The sequence below is a fragment of the Streptomyces sp. NPDC103540 genome (assembly GCF_055584445.1).
In genome coordinates this window covers 17,925-37,425 of sequence record NZ_JBVJMA010000009.1, presented here as the reverse complement: position 1 = coordinate 37,425, position 19,501 = coordinate 17,925, and the positions used below count along the sequence as shown (strand labels likewise).

Annotated in this window: 17 protein-coding genes and 3 pseudogenes; 10 read left to right on the top strand and 10 right to left on the bottom strand. The window is 70.0% G+C overall.

Annotation, left to right across the window (positions count from 1 at the left end):
• Window positions 1–49: 49 nt before the first annotated feature.
• On the bottom strand, window positions 50–634 hold the full coding sequence (locus tag ACZ6ZI_RS22145) for a ferredoxin (protein ID WP_469523512.1): 585 nt from the start codon (window positions 632–634) through the stop codon (window positions 50–52).
• A 199-nt stretch (window positions 635–833) separates the two neighbouring features.
• Here ACZ6ZI_RS22145 and ACZ6ZI_RS22140 point away from each other — a divergent pair.
• Both ACZ6ZI_RS22140 and ACZ6ZI_RS22135 read left to right on the top strand, forming a co-directional pair.
• Window positions 834–1,333, top strand: a pseudogene (locus tag ACZ6ZI_RS22140) (amino acid permease); the annotation flags it as partial.
• 354 nt (window positions 1,334–1,687) lie between these two features.
• Entirely contained in the window at window positions 1,688–2,053 is a 366-nt protein-coding gene (locus tag ACZ6ZI_RS22135; protein WP_469523510.1) for a hypothetical protein, read from the top strand.
• 6 nt (window positions 2,054–2,059) lie between these two features.
• Here ACZ6ZI_RS22135 and ACZ6ZI_RS22130 read toward each other — a convergent pair whose 3' ends face one another.
• The gene (locus ACZ6ZI_RS22130) at window positions 2,060–2,605 is read right to left on the bottom strand and encodes a hypothetical protein (RefSeq protein ID WP_469523509.1); all 546 of its coding nucleotides are present in this window, start codon (window positions 2,603–2,605) and stop codon (window positions 2,060–2,062) included.
• 352 nt (window positions 2,606–2,957) lie between these two features.
• Complete coding sequence (locus ACZ6ZI_RS22125) at window positions 2,958–3,362, bottom strand: hypothetical protein (protein ID WP_469523507.1); 405 nt, start codon at window positions 3,360–3,362, stop codon at window positions 2,958–2,960.
• Between the two features lie 258 nt (window positions 3,363–3,620).
• Between ACZ6ZI_RS22125 and ACZ6ZI_RS22120 the strand changes: the two are divergent.
• Together ACZ6ZI_RS22120 and ACZ6ZI_RS22115 are read left to right on the top strand one after the other, a co-directional pair.
• Window positions 3,621–3,833: pseudogene (locus tag ACZ6ZI_RS22120) on the top strand (IS256 family transposase); the annotation flags it as partial.
• Window positions 3,830–4,681: an alpha/beta fold hydrolase gene (locus ACZ6ZI_RS22115; protein WP_469523506.1), complete on the top strand. Its 852-nt coding sequence runs from the start codon at window positions 3,830–3,832 to the stop codon at window positions 4,679–4,681. The pseudogene ACZ6ZI_RS22120 and the gene ACZ6ZI_RS22115, both read left to right, overlap by 4 nt.
• Before the next feature lie 215 nt (window positions 4,682–4,896).
• Here ACZ6ZI_RS22115 and ACZ6ZI_RS22110 read toward each other — a convergent pair whose 3' ends face one another.
• Window positions 4,897–5,070, bottom strand: coding sequence for a CsbD family protein (locus ACZ6ZI_RS22110; protein WP_469523504.1), 174 nt, complete (start codon window positions 5,068–5,070; stop codon window positions 4,897–4,899).
• A gap of 273 nt (window positions 5,071–5,343) precedes the next feature.
• Between ACZ6ZI_RS22110 and ACZ6ZI_RS22105 the strand changes: the two genes are divergently transcribed.
• The gene (locus ACZ6ZI_RS22105; RefSeq protein ID WP_469524003.1) at window positions 5,344–5,505 is read left to right on the top strand and encodes a hydrophobic protein; all 162 of its coding nucleotides are present in this window, start codon (window positions 5,344–5,346) and stop codon (window positions 5,503–5,505) included.
• A 126-nt stretch (window positions 5,506–5,631) separates the two neighbouring features.
• Here the strand turns inward: ACZ6ZI_RS22105 and ACZ6ZI_RS22100 are convergent.
• Both ACZ6ZI_RS22100 and ppk2 read right to left on the bottom strand, forming a co-directional pair.
• Window positions 5,632–6,095, bottom strand: a pseudogene (locus ACZ6ZI_RS22100) (catalase-related domain-containing protein); the annotation flags it as partial.
• Between the two features lie 353 nt (window positions 6,096–6,448).
• The gene (ppk2, locus tag ACZ6ZI_RS22095; RefSeq protein WP_469523502.1) at window positions 6,449–7,486 is read right to left on the bottom strand and encodes a polyphosphate kinase 2; all 1,038 of its coding nucleotides are present in this window, start codon (window positions 7,484–7,486) and stop codon (window positions 6,449–6,451) included.
• 393 nt (window positions 7,487–7,879) lie between these two features.
• On the opposite strand from ppk2, the gene ACZ6ZI_RS22090 reads away from it, so the two are divergent.
• Together ACZ6ZI_RS22090 and ACZ6ZI_RS22085 are read left to right on the top strand one after the other, a co-directional pair.
• Window positions 7,880–9,373 carry a PP2C family protein-serine/threonine phosphatase gene (locus ACZ6ZI_RS22090; protein WP_469523500.1) on the top strand — a complete coding sequence of 498 codons (1,494 nt, stop codon included), beginning with the start codon at window positions 7,880–7,882 and terminating at the stop codon, window positions 9,371–9,373.
• Between the two features lie 190 nt (window positions 9,374–9,563).
• On the top strand, window positions 9,564–9,920 hold the full coding sequence (locus ACZ6ZI_RS22085; RefSeq protein WP_469523498.1) for a PRC-barrel domain containing protein: 357 nt from the start codon (window positions 9,564–9,566) through the stop codon (window positions 9,918–9,920).
• Between the two features lie 183 nt (window positions 9,921–10,103).
• Here the strand turns inward: ACZ6ZI_RS22085 and ACZ6ZI_RS22080 are convergent, their stop codons facing one another.
• On the bottom strand, window positions 10,104–11,057 hold the full coding sequence (locus ACZ6ZI_RS22080) for a TIGR03557 family F420-dependent LLM class oxidoreductase (RefSeq protein ID WP_469523497.1): 954 nt from the start codon (window positions 11,055–11,057) through the stop codon (window positions 10,104–10,106).
• Window positions 11,054–11,308, bottom strand: a complete 255-nt coding sequence (locus tag ACZ6ZI_RS22075; protein ID WP_469523495.1) for a hypothetical protein — start codon at window positions 11,306–11,308, stop codon at window positions 11,054–11,056. The genes ACZ6ZI_RS22080 and ACZ6ZI_RS22075 overlap by 4 nt, the downstream gene beginning before the upstream one ends.
• Window positions 11,309–11,688: 380 nt before the next feature.
• Between ACZ6ZI_RS22075 and ACZ6ZI_RS22070 the strand changes: the two genes are divergently transcribed.
• Window positions 11,689–12,312 (top strand): flavodoxin family protein, encoded by a 624-nt coding sequence (locus ACZ6ZI_RS22070; protein WP_469523494.1) that lies wholly within the window; start codon window positions 11,689–11,691, stop codon window positions 12,310–12,312.
• Between the two features lie 103 nt (window positions 12,313–12,415).
• Here the strand turns inward: ACZ6ZI_RS22070 and ACZ6ZI_RS22065 are convergent, their stop codons facing one another.
• The gene (locus ACZ6ZI_RS22065) at window positions 12,416–13,714 is read right to left on the bottom strand and encodes a glutathione-independent formaldehyde dehydrogenase (RefSeq protein ID WP_469523493.1); all 1,299 of its coding nucleotides are present in this window, start codon (window positions 13,712–13,714) and stop codon (window positions 12,416–12,418) included.
• 270 nt (window positions 13,715–13,984) lie between these two features.
• On the opposite strand from ACZ6ZI_RS22065, the gene ACZ6ZI_RS22060 reads away from it, so the two are divergent.
• A complete protein-coding gene (locus ACZ6ZI_RS22060; protein ID WP_469523491.1) occupies window positions 13,985–15,451 on the top strand; it encodes an aminotransferase class I/II-fold pyridoxal phosphate-dependent enzyme in 1,467 nt (488 codons plus the stop codon).
• A gap of 433 nt (window positions 15,452–15,884) precedes the next feature.
• Window positions 15,885–16,766, top strand: coding sequence for an SDR family oxidoreductase (locus tag ACZ6ZI_RS22055; protein ID WP_469523490.1), 882 nt, complete (start codon window positions 15,885–15,887; stop codon window positions 16,764–16,766).
• 211 nt (window positions 16,767–16,977) lie between these two features.
• Here the strand turns inward: ACZ6ZI_RS22055 and ACZ6ZI_RS22050 are convergent, their stop codons facing one another.
• Window positions 16,978–19,404 (bottom strand): molybdopterin oxidoreductase family protein, encoded by a 2,427-nt coding sequence (locus ACZ6ZI_RS22050; RefSeq protein ID WP_469523489.1) that lies wholly within the window; start codon window positions 19,402–19,404, stop codon window positions 16,978–16,980.
• Window positions 19,405–19,501 lie beyond the last annotated feature (97 nt).

The window sequence follows — 19,501 nt, the reverse complement described above, 5'->3', positions numbered from 1 at the left end:
ACAGGTTTTTGTGTTGTCCGTTGCTCGGGCTGCTGCGGTCGGTGGATGGCTATGAGCCCAACTCCGGCAGCCGTTCACCCATGGCCGCCGAGCGACCCTCGGCAAGCCAGAACGCGTAGTCGCGCAGGTACTGCCGAAGGCCTTGATCCAGGTGGGCGAGGTAGGCCCGTGCGCCGGCCGCTGCGTCCTGGAGGGCTGCGACCTCGGAGGTCGCACACTCGCCGTACCCCACGCGCAGGGCCCATTCCCGGACTCTGTCGCGCTCGCGCCACCAGTCCTGGACCAGTTCAGGGGTCCAGTACGAGTCGCCGTCGCCGCCGTACGCTCCGAACGGGTCGCATTCCGCGGCACAGGTCAGCTCGTGAACATCCCCTGCCGTGATTGGCTGGCGGTAGACGAACTCGCTGCAGTACTCGTCCTCGTACGCGACGTGGTGTGGCGCGCATTGCCGCCCGGTCAGGCAGTTGTCGGTGTTGGCCGTGTAGAAGGGGCCCGGGACGCTACGCCAGTCACGACTGGCCCAACCCTCGGGTGCAGGCCCGGACCAGTCGCGGCTCACCAGGCCGCCGCGCCAAAGGGGGTGGTGCTTGCCCACCATGGCACGGGTGGTCGGTATCGGGTCCCAGTAGGTCATGCTCCGCAGGATGTCAGACGGCCGCGACATGGTGGTGTCGCGTGGCAGCCCCTGCCCGCCGCCCCGGTGCCGCTGTCTGCCGGGACGACGGCCCCGGGCGTCACGACGTCCCGGGCGTCCGGCATCAGGCTGTTGCGTCCAGGCCAGGCCAGGGCGCCGGGCCGCCGAGCGCTTTCGGGGTGCGGCGGGGCGGGGCCGGCAGCGGATCCACCGCGCGTACACCGAGATCGGTGACCGGCTGGACCTGGGACGCGTCCCGGAGCCCCCGCACCGCTCCCGCTCCCTGGTCGTGGTCCCCGTCTCCGGACCGTCACGCCTGACCAGCCAGGCCCTCACCGCTGCCCTCTCGCTCGGCGACGAGGTCCTCGCCATCACCGTCACCCATCCCGCCGACGAGGGTCGACAGGCCGCCGAAGCCTTGCGCCGAAAAGGGGAGTTGTGGAATCCCGCCGTCGCGTGCCCGAGCTCTCCTCGGGCACGCGCTCGCTCGGCCGTCCCGAATCCGCGTACGTGCGGGAGTGGGCGCGGACCCGCCCGGACGCCCAGGTCACCGTACTCATCCCGGAGACCGAACCCGCCCGCCTGTGGCAGCGGCCGCTCCTGAACCACCGCGGCTCCGTCGTCGCCCACACCGTTCGCCGCGACACCGACGCCGGCATCTGCCGATTCCGCTTCCGCATCTCGTCCGACACGTATTGACGCACCTCTGACGGCGGCTTGACGCGACCTGCGCGCCGCCGTCAAGACGGCGCCAAATCCCGCCCCTACACACGCATGTGTGGGGGAACGGGCAGTAGTTTCCTGCCTGTTGCGCCGCCGGGGTTCTCGATCACTCACATGACGGCCGAGGGGGTCCATGGAGACAGTCCCCGGCGGCGACGCTCCTCATCAGCGCCCTGAGCCCGCTTCACCAGGGGGTTGTCACACCTCCGAACCCATCCGGAAGGTCGCTTCATGCCTCCTGCCTCCGCGCAGTACATTCCTCCAGGTCTCGGGACCCCTCCGCAAACTCCGGTCAACCGGCCGTCCCGGAAACGCTCCGGCCAGGCGAACGTGCTGGATCCCGATCTCCTCACGGCCTCTGCCCGGGAGGCCGTCGGCAAGCTGCATCCGCGTCAACCGGTGCAGAAGCCGGTGCTGTTCGTTGTAGCCGCCGGATCCGCCTCGACCACGCTCTCGGCGCTCACCCCCCCGTCGGTGTCCGCCTGGGTGATCAGGGTCTGGCTGTGGTCGACCGTCCTGTTCGCCAACCTGGCCGGGGCCGCCGGCCTTGTTGTGGAACAGGTAGCGGCCCAGGAAGCCGGTGTGCCGGTCCTGTCGACGGTCAGCGTTTTCCGTATCGGTGACCGCTTTCGTGGCGGGCAATTCCCCCTCGCGCGGTCACGTTTCCCCCAGGGGACGCTGATCTCGCGCACCTGAGAGTTGTCAGCTGAGCCTACGGGGCCCACGAGCGACGAGCGGGCGGCTGTCATCCTCGGGCAGGACAACGAGAAATCGCCATGCGCCGTCCTCCACCCGGGCAAGGCCGGTGCTCATGGTGGTGTTGAAGGCGTTGAGGGCGGCCTCGGCCCCCTCGGTCAGTGAGTCGAGACCCGCGTAGTGTCTGGCGAGCTGAGAGGCAGGACCTCGGAGCCACAGGCACACTTTCGCCCCTCTACGCAAGGCGGCGAGGAGGTCGTCGCGGGTTTGTCCCGGGTCGGCGTCCTGGAGCCTGTCGTGAAGTCGCTCCTGAGCGCACGGCTTTGTCGGAGCCGCTTCGGCTTGCCGGCGGCAAGCCGGACAAGCATGCGGTTCTGCTGGTTCGAAGAGGTGCATGTAGCGGGTGACCTGCTCCTCCGGAATGCCGCAAAGTGTTCCTCTCTCGGCCATCGCGTGGTCGATGCCAGGAACGTCGATCAGCTCGCCGGCGCCGAAGCCGGCTGCCTCCCGTGCGGTCGCGAAGGACCAGCCGTCATCAGCGTCATGATTCACGCGAGCGAGCATGCCACAGCGGACTTCCCTGGTCAGCCCTGTTTCACGGCAAGGACGTTCTCGGATTGAGTGGTTCGGACACCAATGAGGACTCCGCCCGAATCGTTGGGGATAGCCATGGGCATGTCCGTGCCGGGGCGAGTGTCCTGGCCAGCGCGGAGGCGTCACCGTCCCTCGACCGGAAGCAGCGGCACTTCCTGTACTTCAACTACTCACACCCGTAGTGGCCCGTGAGTTCAGGGGAACTGAAGGCGTCTCGTCGGGAACCCGAGGGTCTGGTGCCCTGATTCCTGGGTGCGACCCCTTGGGTTGGTCGTGAACCTGCCGGGGGGCGTCTCGTGCGGGATCCGTCTCACGCTTCGTCGCGGTGAGTGAGGTGGCCGTTGGTCAGCCGCCAGTAGTGCCGGTGGTCAGTCAGTTGCCAGGTCTCGTCGGCGGTGACCGCCTGCGCGATCCATTCGTGGAGTTGCGGCAGGGCCTGCGCTCGTAGAACAGCGCGGGTGACTGCACGTTCAGTGGCATCGACGGGGTGGACGTCTATACGGAACCCGACCATGTCCGGATGGATCCCGCGGCCGTAATTGCGGGGCTTCGGAGCGACCCATGCTGCTCCCAGGACGATGGTCCCGCTGTCATGTCCGGTGAGGAATGCCAGGTCCGTGACTCGGGTCATGTAGGGGCCGAGGCACTCGTTGATGTCGGTGGTGGTCAGTGGCCAGGCACGTTGCCGGGGCAGTCTTCGCTTTCGTGTGGACATGGCAAGCAGGATGACAGATGGTCACTGTCGACTCTCGGGTATTTGTCCGGTGGGCTGCTCCGGCAACGCTCGTGCGGAGTCCGCGTAGCGCATCGCGGTCCTCTTCTCGATCCCGAAAACCTCGGCCAGGTGGAGCGGGTCAGGGCCTCTGACCATGGCCTCTGACCATGGCCTCTTCGAGCTGTCGGTCGACGCGGAGTCTCTTCAGGGTCGCTTCCTGTCGCCGCGTCGCAGCGCTGGTCCCGTAATTGCCGGCCCGAATCAACCTTCAGCACGGTCCGTTTGCGGACCAAGGGCACCCGCGGTGCCGGCTCCCGCGCCGCCGCGCTCGCGATGGCCTTCGAACTCATCGAGTCGGCCCGGACCCGCCGGCGCGCCGTGAACGCACCCCACCTGGTTGCCCTCGTGCGGGCCGGAGCCCGCTTCGAGCGCGGAATCCACGTCGAACGCTCTGAGATGATCGCGTCATGAGGCAGAGCACCGATGAACACGACCTCGCACAGGACCCAGAAACCCATCGCGTTCCGGTCTCCGGTGGCGGGTGGCTGTGGGCCGAACACCGCGGAACGGGAAGCCCGGTGGCACTGCTGCACGGCGCCGGCATGGACGCCCGCCTGTGGGACCTCGTCGTCCCCGCGTTGGCCCGTCACCACAGCGTGGTTCGCTTCGACGCCCGCGGCCTGGGCCGCTCCACGCCGCCAAAGGATCCGTTTGACGACGTGGAGGATCTGCTCGCCGTCCTGGACTACTTCGGACTGGATCAGGCTGCGCTGGTCGGGCTGAGCATGGGTGGGGAGACGGCACTGGATTTCTCCCTCGTCCACCCCGCGCGAGTCAGCGCTCTGGTCCTCGTCGGGGCCTCTGTCAGCGGCCACACATGGCCGCAGGACCCTGAATCGTCGGCCTACGCCGCAGCCCGTCGCGAGCGGGACGCCGCACGGCTGGCCGAACTGGAACTGTCGATCTGGGCGCCCCTCGGCGTCACCGCCCCGGGCGGAGAGCTGATCAAGTTGATGATCGAGGACAACGCGCAGCGGCGCATCGTCAGCGAACAACACTTCGCGGATCTGGGCCGGAACGCCGCCGCCGGCCTCGACCGGATCGCCGTGCCGACGCTCGTCATCCACGGCGACCGCGACCATTCAGAGATCGCGGTGATCGCCGACAGGCTCGTCGCCGACATCCCCGACGCCGGCGGCGACCTGGTATCCGGAGCCGACCACTACCTACCGCTACGCGCACCCGAACGCCTCACCGAACTACTGCTCGCGCATCTGGCCCGACACCGCCATCAGCAACAGTCAATCCACAACTTTTGACAACTATTCTATGACCTCACCCACTGGGCTTGAACGCCCGCCATGCCCTTCACCTCCGCTCATCCGGCGGGTGGTGAGCCGTCCCGCCGACATCGGCCGCGTACGTCGAAGCCGCCAACCGCCGGGCATGGCCGTGCCCCGACCAGGGGGGATCCGGTCGGGGCACGGCACAGGGAGCCTCACGGCTCGCGGGGGAGTGGTGCGGTGGCGCGGGGTCAGTGGCGGAAGGTGTCCTTGACGTCTTCCTTGGCCTGGCGGGCGTGGCCCTTGGCCTGTTCGCCGCGGCCTTCGGCGGCCATCCGCTCGTTGCCGACGGCGCGGCCCAGCATCTCCTTGGCCTTGCCCTTGACCTGCTCGCCCTGAGCCTTGCTCTTCTCCGTGCCCGACATGGGGACCTCCTCGTCGATGTACCGGCTTGGTCGTGACCAGCCGCCTGCTCGCGATCGCCGCCCTCAAACCCCGCGGCGTCATTTCCATCTGACGTGCATGGCATTCAGGGTGCTTGACCGCCGCGAGCGGCCGTCCGGTCGGTCGCCCGCTCGCCTGACGGAGGAAGATGACGGGCACGCACGTATGCCCGCCTGCGCGAATAAGAAACAGTTAAAAATCGGGTGCATGGGTGGGGTGGGGGCGGGCAGTCGGCGTGTCGGAGGTTGATAATCATGGTTCCCCTGCTTCTCGTTCTTCTGCTCGCTGTGATTCTTTTCGGTGCCGGTTTCGCGGTGAAGGTTCTTTGGTGGGTCGCGATCGCGGTGCTGGTGTTGTGGTTGATCGGGTTCGTTGCCCGTCCGAAGGGCAGCAGCGGTCGCTGGTATCGCTGGTAGTCGGACAGGGATCGCACGCAGGCCGGTGGGCCACCCCCTTCTGAAGGGGGTGGCCCACCGGCCTGTTCGCCCCGAAGTCGGGAAGGCTGCGCCGCCGTGCGCAGCAGGTCCGTACGCGAACGCTCGGGCCTTGTCCTGCATGCTGCTGCGCGCCGGGTTGCCCTGTCGGGTCGCCTTCGGGTCCTTCTCGGCCGCCTTGGCGCGTATGCCCTGCGCGATGCGCTCGCCGATCGACTTGTCGATGTTGGACCAGTACCGGAAGGGCGCTTCAGGGCCGGCTCGGTCACCCCGTTCAGGAGGTGTCCCACGACGTTGTCCACCAGCCGGTCGCGGACCGCGTCGTCCAGGACCTCGCGGACCATCGTGCCCGCCTGGCCCCAGTCGTCGTCCTCGGCGTGCGACACGTAGGCGCTGCGGGTGATCGCCCCGTCGGTCTCCCAGCTCGGCGGCCGGCCGTACCGCTCGGTGTCGGCCGTCGGGCCGACCTTGGAGTTCGGGGCGTAGACCGGGTTTGTCGTCTTGCGGAAGGCCATCGCGCGGTCCTTGGAGTAAGTGTGCACGTCCACGACCGGGGCGTTCAGGTTCAGTTCAGGTTGTGGCCAAGCTGCTGCCGCGGGCCCAGCTGCTGGACAGCGCGGTGAAATCCACCCGGACCGGTCTGAAGTGCCCGGGCTGACGGACGCGGTCGGACCCATGGTGGATGGCCCGCGCGGCACCCAAGACCCGCCGATTGAGGGCCGCCTCCCCACTTGGGAGGCGGCCCCAGGTCACGGGCAGTCGCGCCCCGGCCGGTCAGCGCCCGGGAAGTCCCACCTTGTCGGGTGTTCGACCTTGCTGGGCCCCGCTCCTCTCTCCGGGGCGAGCCCCAGCAGGGGCGGCACCCCGCCTGAGGGGCGGCGACGCTGTTGCCGGTGGGGCCGTCTACGAGCCGCCGACGGTTCCGTCATCGTGGGGGCCGCGCCCGGTCGCTGTCGGGCGGTCGCGGCCTCGCGGTGTGCGGCTCTGCGGGGTGTTGGCGGTCGGGGTGCAGGCCGGGGCCGAGAGGCGGCCCGGCCAGGGGAGTGGGGGAGAGGACCGTGGGTTCCTCTCCGGCCTCGAGGAGGGTGTCGGCGGCCCCCACGATGAGGGGGTCGGGGCGGCCCACCGCCGCCTCGTTCTTTCGGTCGTAGTCGATGCGCCACAACAGGCTCCGCATGGCTTCGAGGCGGCCGCGTCGCTTGTCGTTGTTCTTGACCACCGTCCATGGAGCGTGGGTGGTGTCGGTCGTGCGGAACATCTCGACCTTCGCGGCCGTGTAGGCGTCCCACAGGTCCAGGGAGGCCAGATCCGTGGAGGACAGCTTCCATTGCCGGACCGGATCGACCTGCCGGATCGCGAAGCGGGTTCGCTGCTCGGCGCGGGAGACCGAGAACCAGAACTTCACCAGCAGGACCCCGTCCTCCACGAGCATGGCCTCGAAGGCCGGGCATTGCCGCAGGAACAGCTCGCACTGCTCGGGGGTGCAGAATCCCATGACCTTTTCGACCCCGGCGCGGTTGTACCAGGAACGGTCGAAGAAGACGATCTCACCGGCTGCTGGCAGATGGGCGACGTACCGCTGGAAGTACCACTGGCCGGCTTCCCGATCGGTCGGTTTGCCCAGGGCCACGATCCGGGCACCGCGTGGATTGAGCCTTTCGGTGAACCGCTGGATCGTGCCTCCTTTGCCTGCGGCGTCCCTGCCCTCGCAGATCACCACCAGCCGCGTTCCGGTCTCCTTCACCCAATGCTGCAGCTTCAGGAGCTCGATCTGCAGGATCCGTTTGGTCTGCTCGTATTCCGCCCGCCGAATCTTGCGGTCGTACGGATAGTTCTCCCGCCAGGTGCGGATCGGCGCGCCGAAGGAGTCCAGGAGCACTGGCTGCTCCGGCCGGCGGTCGTCCACGCTCAGTCCGGAAAGCAGGTCTTCGGCCACTCGGTCGTGCGGGTGCGGATCGCTCACGGCCCTCGTCTACCCGTGATCGCCACCCGGATTCCCGCGACCGTCGAAGACGGCTGAGCCGAGCTGTCGACCCCGGCTTGTGGGTCGCGCGTGCGAGGAGTGAACCGGCCCGTCGAGGGCAGTCGCCGATCGCGCGTGCCGTCCCCACGACGCAGGGAGGCGATCATGAATGCCGCTGTTCCCCGGGACCCCGAGGCCCTCAAGCAGCTCATCACGCGCGAGGTGGCGTTTCTGCGTGCGACGGCGGACGCCTCGGCAGGCCTACGCCGGAACCCGGTCGGCCCGGCCGGGAGCGTGGAGTCCGACACTTCCGTGGCCTGTACATGCGGCCAAAGCTCCGACCGCAGCCACTCCTGCGCGAACGGACCCGCAGACCACGACCCCTGGGCCTGCGTGTGTGCGACCCTCCCGGCCATTCCCGTCTCGGCAGCGCTGCTGGCCCCGATCGCCACAGCCGATGGCCTGACCGATGATTTCGTCATCCGAGCGGGCAACCATGTCCGTTCCGTCGAATGGCTCGACGCCCCCGACCACTTGGTGGGCAAACGACTGCGTGAGGCCCGGCCCGGAGCGGACGGGTCAGGGCTTCTGGACGCCCTCCGCGAAGTCCTGCACACCGGCGTGGCGCTGCGCGCCTTTCCCGTCGACTACACCGAGCGACGCCCGGACGGTCTGCACCGCGCCAAACTCCTCTACGACGCCGCGTCCTGCTCCGGCCAGATCCTGGCGACATGGCGCCCGGCCCACAACCCGGCCGAGCTCATGTCCATGGAAGCCCAGTACATCGCCTCGATGGGATGGGCCCACTTCGACCTCCTCTCCGGCGAGACCACCTGGTCCGAGGGGCTCAGCACCATATTCCGCACCGTGCCCGGACACCCCCTGGGACTGCTGGAACTATGCGACGCGGTCCTCCTGGAGGACGTACCGCGCTGGGGCCGACTCCTGCGAGCCCTCTTCGACGGAGAGGAACCCCCGGGAACAGAGATCCGCTTCAGCGTGTACGGCGACATCCGAACCCTCCACGTCATCGGACGTCCCGTCATCTCCACCGACGCACTCCCCTGGGCCCTGCACCTGATCGCACGCGACCTCACCCCGGTCATCCGCAGTCGCCAGCGGCTCGCCGCGACCCGCCGACAGACCGAACGACTGCGCGAGCAGGCGGCGGCCGAACACCGGGTGGCCGCCGCGCTACGCGAAGCGATCCTGCCCAGACACTCCTCCGAGCTGGCCCGCCGAGGCTACGCGGTCGCCGCCGCCTACCTGCCGGCCGAAGCCGAAGCGGCGGTCGGAGGAGACTGGTACAAGTGCCGTACGCTGCCCGACAGGCGGATCCTGCTGGCCATCGGAGACGCCTGCGGGCACGGGCTCGAAGCGGTGGCGCGCATGGCCCAACAGCGGCACGCCCTCGCCGGCCTGGCCCACACCCCCGACAGCGACGCCGGACAACTCACGACCTGGCTCAACGAACTCGTGTGCGCCGACACCTCGGCGGAAACGGCCACAGCCGTCATCGGACACATCAACGGCGACCGACACCTGTCCTGGGCCTGCGCCGGCCATCCGGCACCCCTTCTGCTGCGCCACGGCAGGGCCACCACGCTCGACACCCACCACCGCGGGCCGCTCCTGGGAGTCCTGCCCGGCGAGACGTACCCGACGGCGGAGGTACCCCTGGAACCGGGCGACCTGCTGGTGCTCTACACCGACGGACTGGTCGAGCGACGAGGAGAGGACCTCGACGACAGCATCCGAGCTCTACGCGAACGCCTGGCAGGGTGCACCGGCCGCGATGCCCGCGACACCCTCGACGCACTGGTCGCCCCCTACGCCGATGGCCGGCTGGAGGACGATACCTGCCTCCTGGTGGTCGAGGTCCTCTGAAGGAGCGAGGGGCCGTTCGGCCGAGCGGCAGGGGACCCCGATCGGTGAGCGAGTCCGGATCGTGCCGCTGACAGGACTGAATCCGGCGGTCTCCGGTTTGCCCCAGCCATTCGGGGCAGGCGCAGGTACGACCACGGCGCGGCCCTTGAAGGTCGCGCTCCGAGAATGACGACGTGGAGGGATTGTTCCCATGACCGAGAACGTGTGGGGTTACCGCGAGACGTCGGGCCGTACGGTCGGATCCGACCTGACGGGCTACAAGGTCGAGGCGGCCGACGGCAGCATCGGCAAGGTCGACAAGCATTCCGACGAGGTCGGCTCCTCGTACATCGTGGTCGACACCGGCCCGTGGATCTTCGGCAAGGAGGTTCTCCTGCCGGCGGGCACGATCGACCGGGTCGATGCGCGGGAGGAGAAGATCTACGTCGGCTGGACCAAGGAGCAGATCAAGGCCGCTCCGGAGTTCGACAAGGACAAGCACCTCGGCAACGAGGACTACCACCGACAGGTCGGCGGCTACTACGGAGACCTTTCGAACCGCCTCTAGATCAGACCCCATGACACGGCAGCCGCTCGGCGGCTCAGCTGTGGGGCGGCAGCCACTGGACTGTCGCCCCACACATCTCTCCTCCGCGTGGTTGAGCGGCCGCCGAGGCACGGGCAGCGGACCGGGTCCCATGGTCCGGATCACCCGCAGGTTGTGGAGCATCTCGCCGGTGCCCACCAAGCACTACGTGAGGGCGGGCAAGAGGTGCTCTGACCAGGCGGTGAAGAAGCCGTCCTGGTCGGGCCCGATCTGTCCGGTGTAGACGGCGTCGAAGCCGGCGTCGATGTAGCCGCGGATCGCCGTGACGTGCTCGTCGATGTCGTCGCCGCACGGGACGGCGGCCGACACCTGGTCTCGGGTGACGAGCCGGCTCGCCTGCTCGAAGTGGGCGGGGGTCGGCAGGATTTGGGCCAGTTCCCCGGGCAGCTGCTCGTTGGGCCACAGCCGGTGCACCGTGTCCACGGCCTTGTCACGATCTGGGCCCCAGCACACCTTCAGCCCGCCGATGACGGGCTTGCCGGCGCCGCCGGCATTGCGGAAGCGGCCGATGGCCTCCTCGTCCGGCCCCATGGTGACGAAGCCGTCGCCGATCCGTCCCGCGAGTTCTGCGGCCTGGGGCCCGAATCCCGACACGTAGACGGGCAGCCGGCCTGCCGGAGGCGTGTAGAGGCGGGCGTTCTCGACGGTGTAGTGCGCGCCCCTGTGGGTGACCTGGCGGCCGGAGAACAGGGCGCGCATCACTTCCACGGCTTCCTCCAGCATGGCGGCGCGTTCGTCGAACGGCGGCCAGTGGTCGCCGAGCACATGCTCGTTGAGGGCTTCGCCGGTTCCGACGCCGAGGGTGAAGCGCCCGTCGAGCAGGACGCTGGAGGTGGCTGCTGCCTGGGCCGTCACGGCCGGATGCATCCGGACGGTGGGGCAGGTCACCAAAGTGGTGACCGGCAGGCCGACGGTCTGGGACAGGGCGCCGATCATCGACCAGACGAAAGGACTGTTGCCCTGGGCGTCGTTCCAGGGGTGGAAGTGGTCGGAGATGGCCAGCCGTGTGAATCCGGCGTCCTTCGCCCGGCGCGCCTGCTCCAGCAGCTGCGCGGGGGTGAACTCCTCACAGGCCAGGAAATACCCGAACTCCGTCATCGTTCCCGGCCTCCCTTCCGGTCCTTCCCCGGACCGTCATGGGTGCTGCCCGCCCCGGCCGCGTCCTCCTGTGCCTCGATGCTCGGGCTCAGGGCGTCTGCGGCCTCCTTGTCGTGCTTGCCGGACAGGGCTGCCTCCGCCTCCCGGCGGCTTTCCCTGTCCCCGCTCTCGCCCGGGGCCTGCGACGGGGGAGTGGGCTTGCGGTGGGCCGGATCCCGCGGTGTGTCCCGGCCGTCACGAGTGTCGGTCATGAGATGTCCTCTCCTTGATCTTCGCCGGATGCCGGGCGTCTACCCGTTTGTCCCCCTCGCACGCGCGCGGGGCGAAAGCGGTGACGTACGGCGTGGTGCGTGGCCCGCCCCGTGCGCCGGGTGGGCTCGGGCGTCACCGGCAACCGCGAAGACGTGGGCGAGGTCGTCAACGGCCGCCTTGCCGACCGCCCGGGCGTGCTCCACCTCCTGATCGTCCTCATCGCCTTCCGGGAGCCTTCATGTTCGCCACGCATGCAGGTCTGTGATGCCCCGGCACCCGCCGCCCAGGATCGAGGGCGAACGTGCCCCGGCCGGGATCGGAGTCGCGCCACCTGCTGATTGGTCTGGTAGCGGCGGCTTCGCCGGGGTAGGCGCCCGGCATGGAAGCCACTGAGAACACCCCGCTGCGCGCCGTCGCGCTGGTCTGCACCCTCTCCCCGTCCCCCGAACCGTCGAGCTCGCAAATGCTGGCCGAGCAGACCATGGAGGCGCTGGCCGGGCACGGCGTGACCGGCAAGGTCATCAGGATCGCCGACCACGACGTCCGTACCGGTGTCGCGACCGACCTGGGGGAGGGGGACGCCTGGCCGGAGATCCGCGGGACGATCCTGGGCACGGACATCCTGATCCTGTCGACGCCGATCTGGCTGGGGCACCCCTCCAGCGTCGCCCAGCGGGTCATGGAGCGCCTGAACGCGGAGATCGGCGAGAGCGACGAGGAGGGCCGCATGCTCACCTACGGCAAGGTCGCCGCGGTGTGCGTCGTCGGCAACGAGGACGGCGCCCACCACGTCAGCGCCGAGCTGTTCCAAGGGCTCAACGACTGCGGCTTCACCCTGCCCCCCAACGCCGTCACCTACTGGGTCGGCGAAGCCATGCAGGGCACCGACTACCAGGACCTCGACAAGACCCCCGATAAGACCGCCGCCGCCACCGAGACCCTCGCCGCCAACACCGCCCACCTCGCCCGCCGCCTGAAGTACGCCCCCTACCCGCCCTCCTGACAGGCCCTGGCCCCGGTGCCTGCCACCTCGTGCGGTGGCAGGCACCGACTGCCGCGTCGCAGGGCCGAACGCCGCCGTTCGCGCTCCGGTCCCCGAAGAGGCGTCAGGCGAGCGCTTGCTTCAGCTGCTCCTTCGTCATGTGGGAGCGGCCGGGGATGTCCCGGTCGCGGGCGGCACGTTTCAGTTCCCGCAGGCTGGGCTCGGCGTGACCGCGTCCGGCGCCCTTCCTGGCGGAACCGCTGCCGTTGTGGCGGTCCGGGTGCAAGACGACCTTGGTCCAGCCGTCGTCACGGTTGTCGAAGTGCTCATAGGCTGCCGGCGCCTCCTCCAGGGAGAGTTCGTGGGACACGAGGAAGCCGGGTTCGGCTTTGCCCGCCGCGATGAGGTCGCGAAGGGCCCGGTTGTAGCGCTTGACCGGCGCCTGGCCGGTACCCATCCTCTGTCCCTTGAACCAGAGCATCCCGAAGTCGATGGGGATCTTCCCCTGGGCTTCGAGCGCTCCCTGCTTCTCCTTCGCCCCGGGGTCCTCGGGGATGAACACGCCGACGACACCGAGGCCGCCCGTGAAGCGGACCGCGTCGATGAGCCCGTTCATGGTCAGCGCCGGGTCCTCCTCACCCTGGGGGTCATGGGCCTGATAGCCGACGCATTCGCAGCCGTTGTCCGCCCCCAACCCCAAAGTGGCCTCCTTGACCACCTCGGCAGGATCCTGTTCGGCCGTGTTGATCGCGATGGCGCCGATCTGTTCGGCCAGGCGCAGGCGGTCGGGCTGGTGGTCGGCCACCCATACCCGCCCGGCGCCCTTGAGCAGGGCCGAGTAGGCGGCCATCAGACCGACCGGGCCCGCCCCGTACACGAGGGTCTGGTCGCCTGGCTTGACCCCGGCCATCTCGGTGGCGTGGTAGCCGGTGGGGAAGATGTCGGCCAACATCACGTAGTCGACCTGCCGCTCGGAGGCGTCCTCGCCCAGGCGCAGGGCGTTGAAATCACCGTAGGGGACCCGCAGAAGCTCGGCCTGACCGCCCTGATAGGGCCCCATCTCGGCGAACCCGTACGCGGCACCCGCCATGTCGGCCTTGGGCTGCATGGTCAGGCAGTAGTTCGTCAGCCCCTGCTCGCACTGCTTACAGAACCCGCAGGCGATGTTGAACGGCAGCACCACCCAGTCGCCGACCTTCACCTTGCCGACGGCCGGGCCGACCTCGACGACCTCGCCGAGGTTCTCGTGGCCCATGGCCCGTCCGGTCTCGAAGGAGGTCCTGCCCTCGTACATGTGGAGATCGGAACCGCAGATGTTCGTCGTGGTGATCTTGACGAGGATGTCGCAGGGGTGCTCGATCGCTGCGTCCGGCACCTCCCTGACCGACACCGTCCGAGGTCCCTCGTACACGGCCGCTTTCATGACCACTCCTTCGTGGCGGACACCCGACCCGACCCGCGGGCGGGTGAGCGCCTGTCGATGGCCGACCTGCCCGAGAGATCAAGACGTCACCGGATCCGAGCAGGACGAATCTCTCCGCGCCTACCCCACACAGACGCCGCACACCGCCTGTGACGTGACAATCCGAAACCACGCCGCGGGCAGACCGTTCCCTGCACGGACCGCCGCGCGCATCCGCTGCGGTCCGTCTCTTGCCCGTTTTCCGCCGGTCCGCCGGGGCAGGCGGCCGTCATGGACCAGTCGAAGGCCCCCGTACTCGATGCCCTGGCGGCCTATCACGCCAGTGACCAGACACCCTTCACCCCACCCGGCCACAAGCAGGGACGCGGCACCGACCCCCGCGTGCGGGCCGTGCTGGGTGACGCGGTCTTCCTGTCAGACGTCCTGGCCGTCAGCGGCTTGGACGACCGGACCTCCTCCCACGCCGTCGTGGAGGAGGCGCAGGCGCTCATGGCCGACGCGGTCGGCGCCGACCACGCGTTCTTCTCCACCTGCGGCAGCTCCCTGTCGGTCAAGTCGGCCATGCTCTCCGTCGCGGGCCCCCACGAGAAGCTGCTGGTCGGTCGCGACGCCCACAAGTCCGTCGTCTCCGGGCTCATCCTCTCGGGCATCCGGCCCGTCTGGGTCGATCCCCAGTGGGATGCCGAGCGCCACCTCGCCCACCCGCCGTCCGCCGAAGCCTTCGAAGCCGCCTTCGCAGATCACCCTGACGCCCGAGGCGCGCTCGTCACGACGCCGACGCCCTACGGCACCTGCTCCGACCTGTCCGCGATCGCGGACGTGTGCCACCGCCGCGGCCGTCCCCTGATCGTCGACGAGGCGTGGGGCGCCCACCTCCCGTTCCACCCGGACCTGCCGACCTGGGCCATGGACGCCGGGGCGGACGTGTGTGTCACCTCCGTGCACAAGATGGGCTCCGGCCTGGAGCAGGGTTCCGTCTTCCACCTGCAGGGCGACCTGGTCAAACCAGAGGTCCTCAGGAGCAGGGAGGACCTGCTCGGCACCACCAGCCCCTCGGTCCTCGTGTATGCGGCGCTGGACGGCTGGCGCCGGCAGATGGTGGAACAGGGCAGGTCCCTCTACGACCACGCACTCGCCCTCGCCCACGCGACCCGCGACCGCATCTCCCGCATCGACGGAATGCACGTGCACGACCGCGAGGACTTCTGCGGGCCCGGCCTGGCAGCGGACATGGACCCCCTCCAGATCATTGTCGACATCAGCGCCTGGCAGGTCACCGGCTACCGTGCGGCGGACTGGCTGCGCGAGAACCACCAGGTCAACCTCCACCTCGCCGACCACCGCCGCATCAGCGCCCAGCTCACGCACGCGGACGACACCGACACCACCGACATCCTCCTGGCCGCCCTCACGGATCTCGCGGCGCACCGTGCGGACCTGGACACCGGGCGGCCCGTTGCCGTCCCCTCCCCTCGCGGCATGCGGCTGGAACAGGCCGTCCTGCCACGCGATGCCTTCTTCGGCCGCACCGAGCAGGTGTCCTGGGACGAAGCGATCGGCCGCATCGCCGCCGAGATGCTGACGCCCTATCCGCCCGGCATTCCCGCGGTGCTGCCCGGCGAACGCCTCACGAGCGACGTCCTGCACTACCTGCGCTCGGGCGTCGACGCCGGCATGGTCGTGCCCGATGCGGTCGACCCACGGGTGATTGGCGTCCGCGTACTCAGCGAGGACTGATCACGTCCTGCGCGACCACACCCGCCCCGGGGCCGACAGGAGCGGACGAGCGCGATCGCCTCCGCGCCCGGCGCCCCGGGCACGCCTCCGCCCGGGTGGGCGGCGGCGAAGGCGAGGTAGAGGCCCCGGACGGGGGTCGCGGGCCGGCCGGTGCCCGGCGCCGGCCGGGAGAATGTCGGCCGGACCAGTCCTACGGGTCGATTCCTTCGACGGCCGTCGCGTCCCCAGTACCGCTGAACAGGCAGGGGCGACGAGCGGCGGGCGTTCCGGTCGTCCCGCTGACCCAGCGCTGCTGCTCCCCGAACCCCCTGAGGTGTCCGGGCAAACCGAACGGGTAGCCGCCGCACAGGGCGGCGTACGGACGGGCGGTCCGCGAACAGCAGGCTGGATCAGCCCGACCCGTGGCCGCACCGCGCCCACCCCAGGAGGACGTATGGGCCGGAATCCGCTGAACGGCCGAGTCGCCGTGGTGACCGGCGCCGCGCGTGGGCTGGGAGCCGCCATGGCCAGGGAACTCGACAGACGGGGCGCGACAGTGGCCCTGCTGGGACTGGAACCGGAGCTGCTGGCCCGCGTCGCCGCGCCCCTGCACCACGACGCAGCCTGGTGGGAGGTCGACGTCACCGACGACACCGCCATGGCGGCCACGGCAGCCCGCGTGACGGCCCGGCTGGGCCCCGCCTCGGTGGTGATCGCCAACGCCGGTATCGCCGAAGGCGGACCGTTCGCCGACTCCGCCCCGGCCACCTGGCGCCGCGTCATCGAGGTGAACCTCATCGGCAGCGCCGTCACGGCCCGTTCCTTCCTCCCCGCGCTGCTCACCACGGGCGGCCACTACCTGCAGATCGCCTCGCTTGCCGCCATGGGCACTTCGCCGTTGATGAGCGCCTACTGTGCGTCAAAGGCGGGAACGGAGTCATTCGCCCATGCCCTGCGCGCCGAACTCGCGCACCAGAGGGTGGGGGTCGGCATCGCCTACATCAACTGGACCGACACCGACATGATTCGTGACGCCGACCAGTACGCGGTCCTGCGTGAGCTGCGCGCGCACATGCCCCCGCCCGCACGCAAGGTCTACCCGGTCGACCATGTGGCCGCGCGGCTCGTAACCGCCGTCGAACACCGCAGTGCCACCGTGTATGTGCCCGCCTGGCTTCGGGCCGTCCAGCTGGTGCGGCCTCTCCTCCCACCGATCGTGACCCGCGTCGCGCGCACCGAACTGCCCCGGCTCGCCCGGTCGGCCCCTTTCGCGGCCACGGGCGTGCTGGGCGCCGGTGGCCATGCGGACGAGGACGCGCGGTCGAAGCCGCGCTGACGCGCCCCGCCTGTCGCTGCGAGCCCGCAGCGAGGCTCCTCGGGTGGTGAGGTCCGTGCGCGACGATCAGGCCCTGGGCGTGTGGATCGACCGTCGCGGGGCCTGCCGTGCCGCGGGCAGGGATCGTGAGTGACGGGAGGAGGCGGACCATGGGCCGGACCGCACTCAATGGAGCGCAACATGGCGGTCGCGCTCCGTCCGAGCGGCAAGGTCACCTTCCAGGACGGCCGGTCGGCCTGACGGTGTCCCGAGGGCCCGCGCGCGGACCTGCGGCCGGGTCGTCGGCGCGTGCGACGAGGGTCAGGGAGGCCGCGGCGGTCTTGAACTGCGGTTGCTTCGAGACGGGGTCCCAGTGGGTGGGGATCAGCTCATTGGCCGCGCTCCCGGGTGTCCCCGGTGCGGGGGAGTTTCCACCCGGGGTGTCCCAGTAGCCGTAGTGGAAGGGCACGAACAGGACGCCGGGGCGGACCGTGCCGGTACGCAGCCGCCCGCGCAGAGCCCCGCAGCGTGTGGTGACCTGGACGAGGTCGCCCTCGGCCAGGTCCAGGCGGGCGGCGTCTGCGGCGGCCATCTCCACCCAGACCTCCGGGGCCGCCTCCACCAGCTCGGGGACCCGCCCGGTCTTGGTGCGGGTGTGGAAGTGGTAGATGGTGCGGCCGGTGGTCAGTTGGAAGGGGTGCTCCTCGTCGGGCCACTCGTCCGGCGGAACGTAGGGGGCGGGCCGGATGAGGGCCTTCCCTCGCGGGTTCACCGCCCGATACCACTCCTCGTCCAGTGGCTCGCCCGTCACCAGGTCCTTGCCGTACGTCTCGCACAGGTCCGGATGCGCCCACTCCACGCCGTCCGCGTAGAGGCGGTCGGTGCCGTCCGGGGCGTGATCGGTGCAGGGCCACTGGATGCCGCTGGGGCCGCGGAGCTTGGCGTAGGTGAGGCCGGTGTAGTCGCAGGGCCGCCCGGCGCTGCACCGCTTCCACGCCTCGAACGCCTCCTCGGGGCCGCTCCAGTGGACCAGCGGGGCTCCGTCCTTGTCCTGGAAGCCCATGCGGGCCGCGTAGTCGAGGAAGACGTCCAGGTCCGGGCGGGCGTCACCAGGCGGGTCCACGGCCTTCTCGCACAGGTGGACGGTGCGGTCGGCGTTGGTGAACGTGCCGGTCTTCTCGCCCCAGGTCGCGGCCGGCAGCACGACGTCGGCGAACTGGGCCGTCTCGGTCAGGAACAGGTCCTGGACCACCAGGAAGAGGTTGGCCTGGTCGAGGACGGAGCGGATCCGGACCAGTTCCGGCAGGGAGACGGCCGGGTTGGTGGCGCTGATCCACAGCATCCGTACCTCGTGCCGCTCGGCGAGCCGGAATATCTCCATGGCGTGGGTGGGCGGACCGTCGTGCGGGATGGTGGACGGCTCCACGTTCCACACCTTCGCCAGGCCGGCCACGTGGTCCTCGTTCTGCCAGTTCCTGAACCCCGGCAGGTCACCGTCGGCGCCGCACTCGCGGGTGTTCTCCGCGGTGGGCTGGCCGTTCATCTGGAGCACACCCGCGCCGGGGCGGCCGAGCATGCCGCGGATCAGATGCAGGTTGTCGACCTGCACGGCCGCCGCTGTCGCCTGGTTGGCCTGGTAGAAGCCCTGCAGGACGGTGGACAGCAGCCGGTCGGCGGTCCCGACCAGTTCGGCGGCCTCCTCGATCGCCGCCGCCGGTACGTCGCAGACGCCGGCCGCCCACCGGGGCGTGCACGCCTCGACCTGCGCGCACAGCGCGTCGTAACCGACCGTGTGCCCGGAAATGTAGGCGGGGTCGGTCCAGCCGCGGCGGATGACCTCGTGCAGCAGGGCGTTGAGCAGGGCCACGTTGGTGCCGAGCCGGGGTGCGAGGTGCACGGTCGCCCGGCGGGCCACCGGGGTCAGGCGCGGGTCGACGCACAGCAGCCGGGGCGGGTCGGGGCCGTCCAGGCGGTCCAGGATCCGCATCCACTGGACGGCCTGGGTCTCGGCGATGTTGTGGCCGAACAGGGCGATCGCGTCGGCGTGGTCGATGTCCTCGTACGAGCCGGGCTGGCCGTCGCTGCCGAAGGACTCCTTCAGCGCCTCGGCGGCCGTCGCCGTGCACAGGCGGGTGTTTCCGTCCAGGTGCGGGGTGCCGATGCCGGCGCGGGCCAGGACGGCGAGGGTGTAGTACTCCTCCAGGAACAGCTGGCCGGAGGTGTAGAACGCGAGCGCCTTCGGCCCGTGCGAGCCGATGAGCTCCAGCGACCGGGCGACGACGCGGTTCATGGCCGTGGGCCAGTCGCTCTCGACGAGGCGTCCGTCCTCGCGGACGAGCGGGCGGGTCTGCCGGTCCGCGGAGGCGTTGGCCTGCCAGGTGAAGAGGTCCTTGGGCTCCAGCCGGCCCCGGTTCACCCGGTCCCCGGCCCGGCCGCGAACCCCGACGATCCGCCCGCCGCGGACGGCGATGTCCATCGCGTCGCCATCGGAGTGCAGAAGCGAGGCAGCCCGCACCCACGCCTCGACATCCGCCACAGCCACCCCTTCGGCCAAGCAGGAGTCCACCCGCGCGGGCCACGGCCCGCCCGATCCGTAGGGGGTTCGGGCTCCCCACGGATCGGCGATCCGATGACCGGACACCTGCGCCGTATGTCGCATCACAGCCGCTCCTTCGCGCCCTTGCGGCGTTGCCGTCGAACCATGTGCCGATAGGCGGCGCCTACCCGCAGCGCGTCACCCGACACCGCCGGCCGCC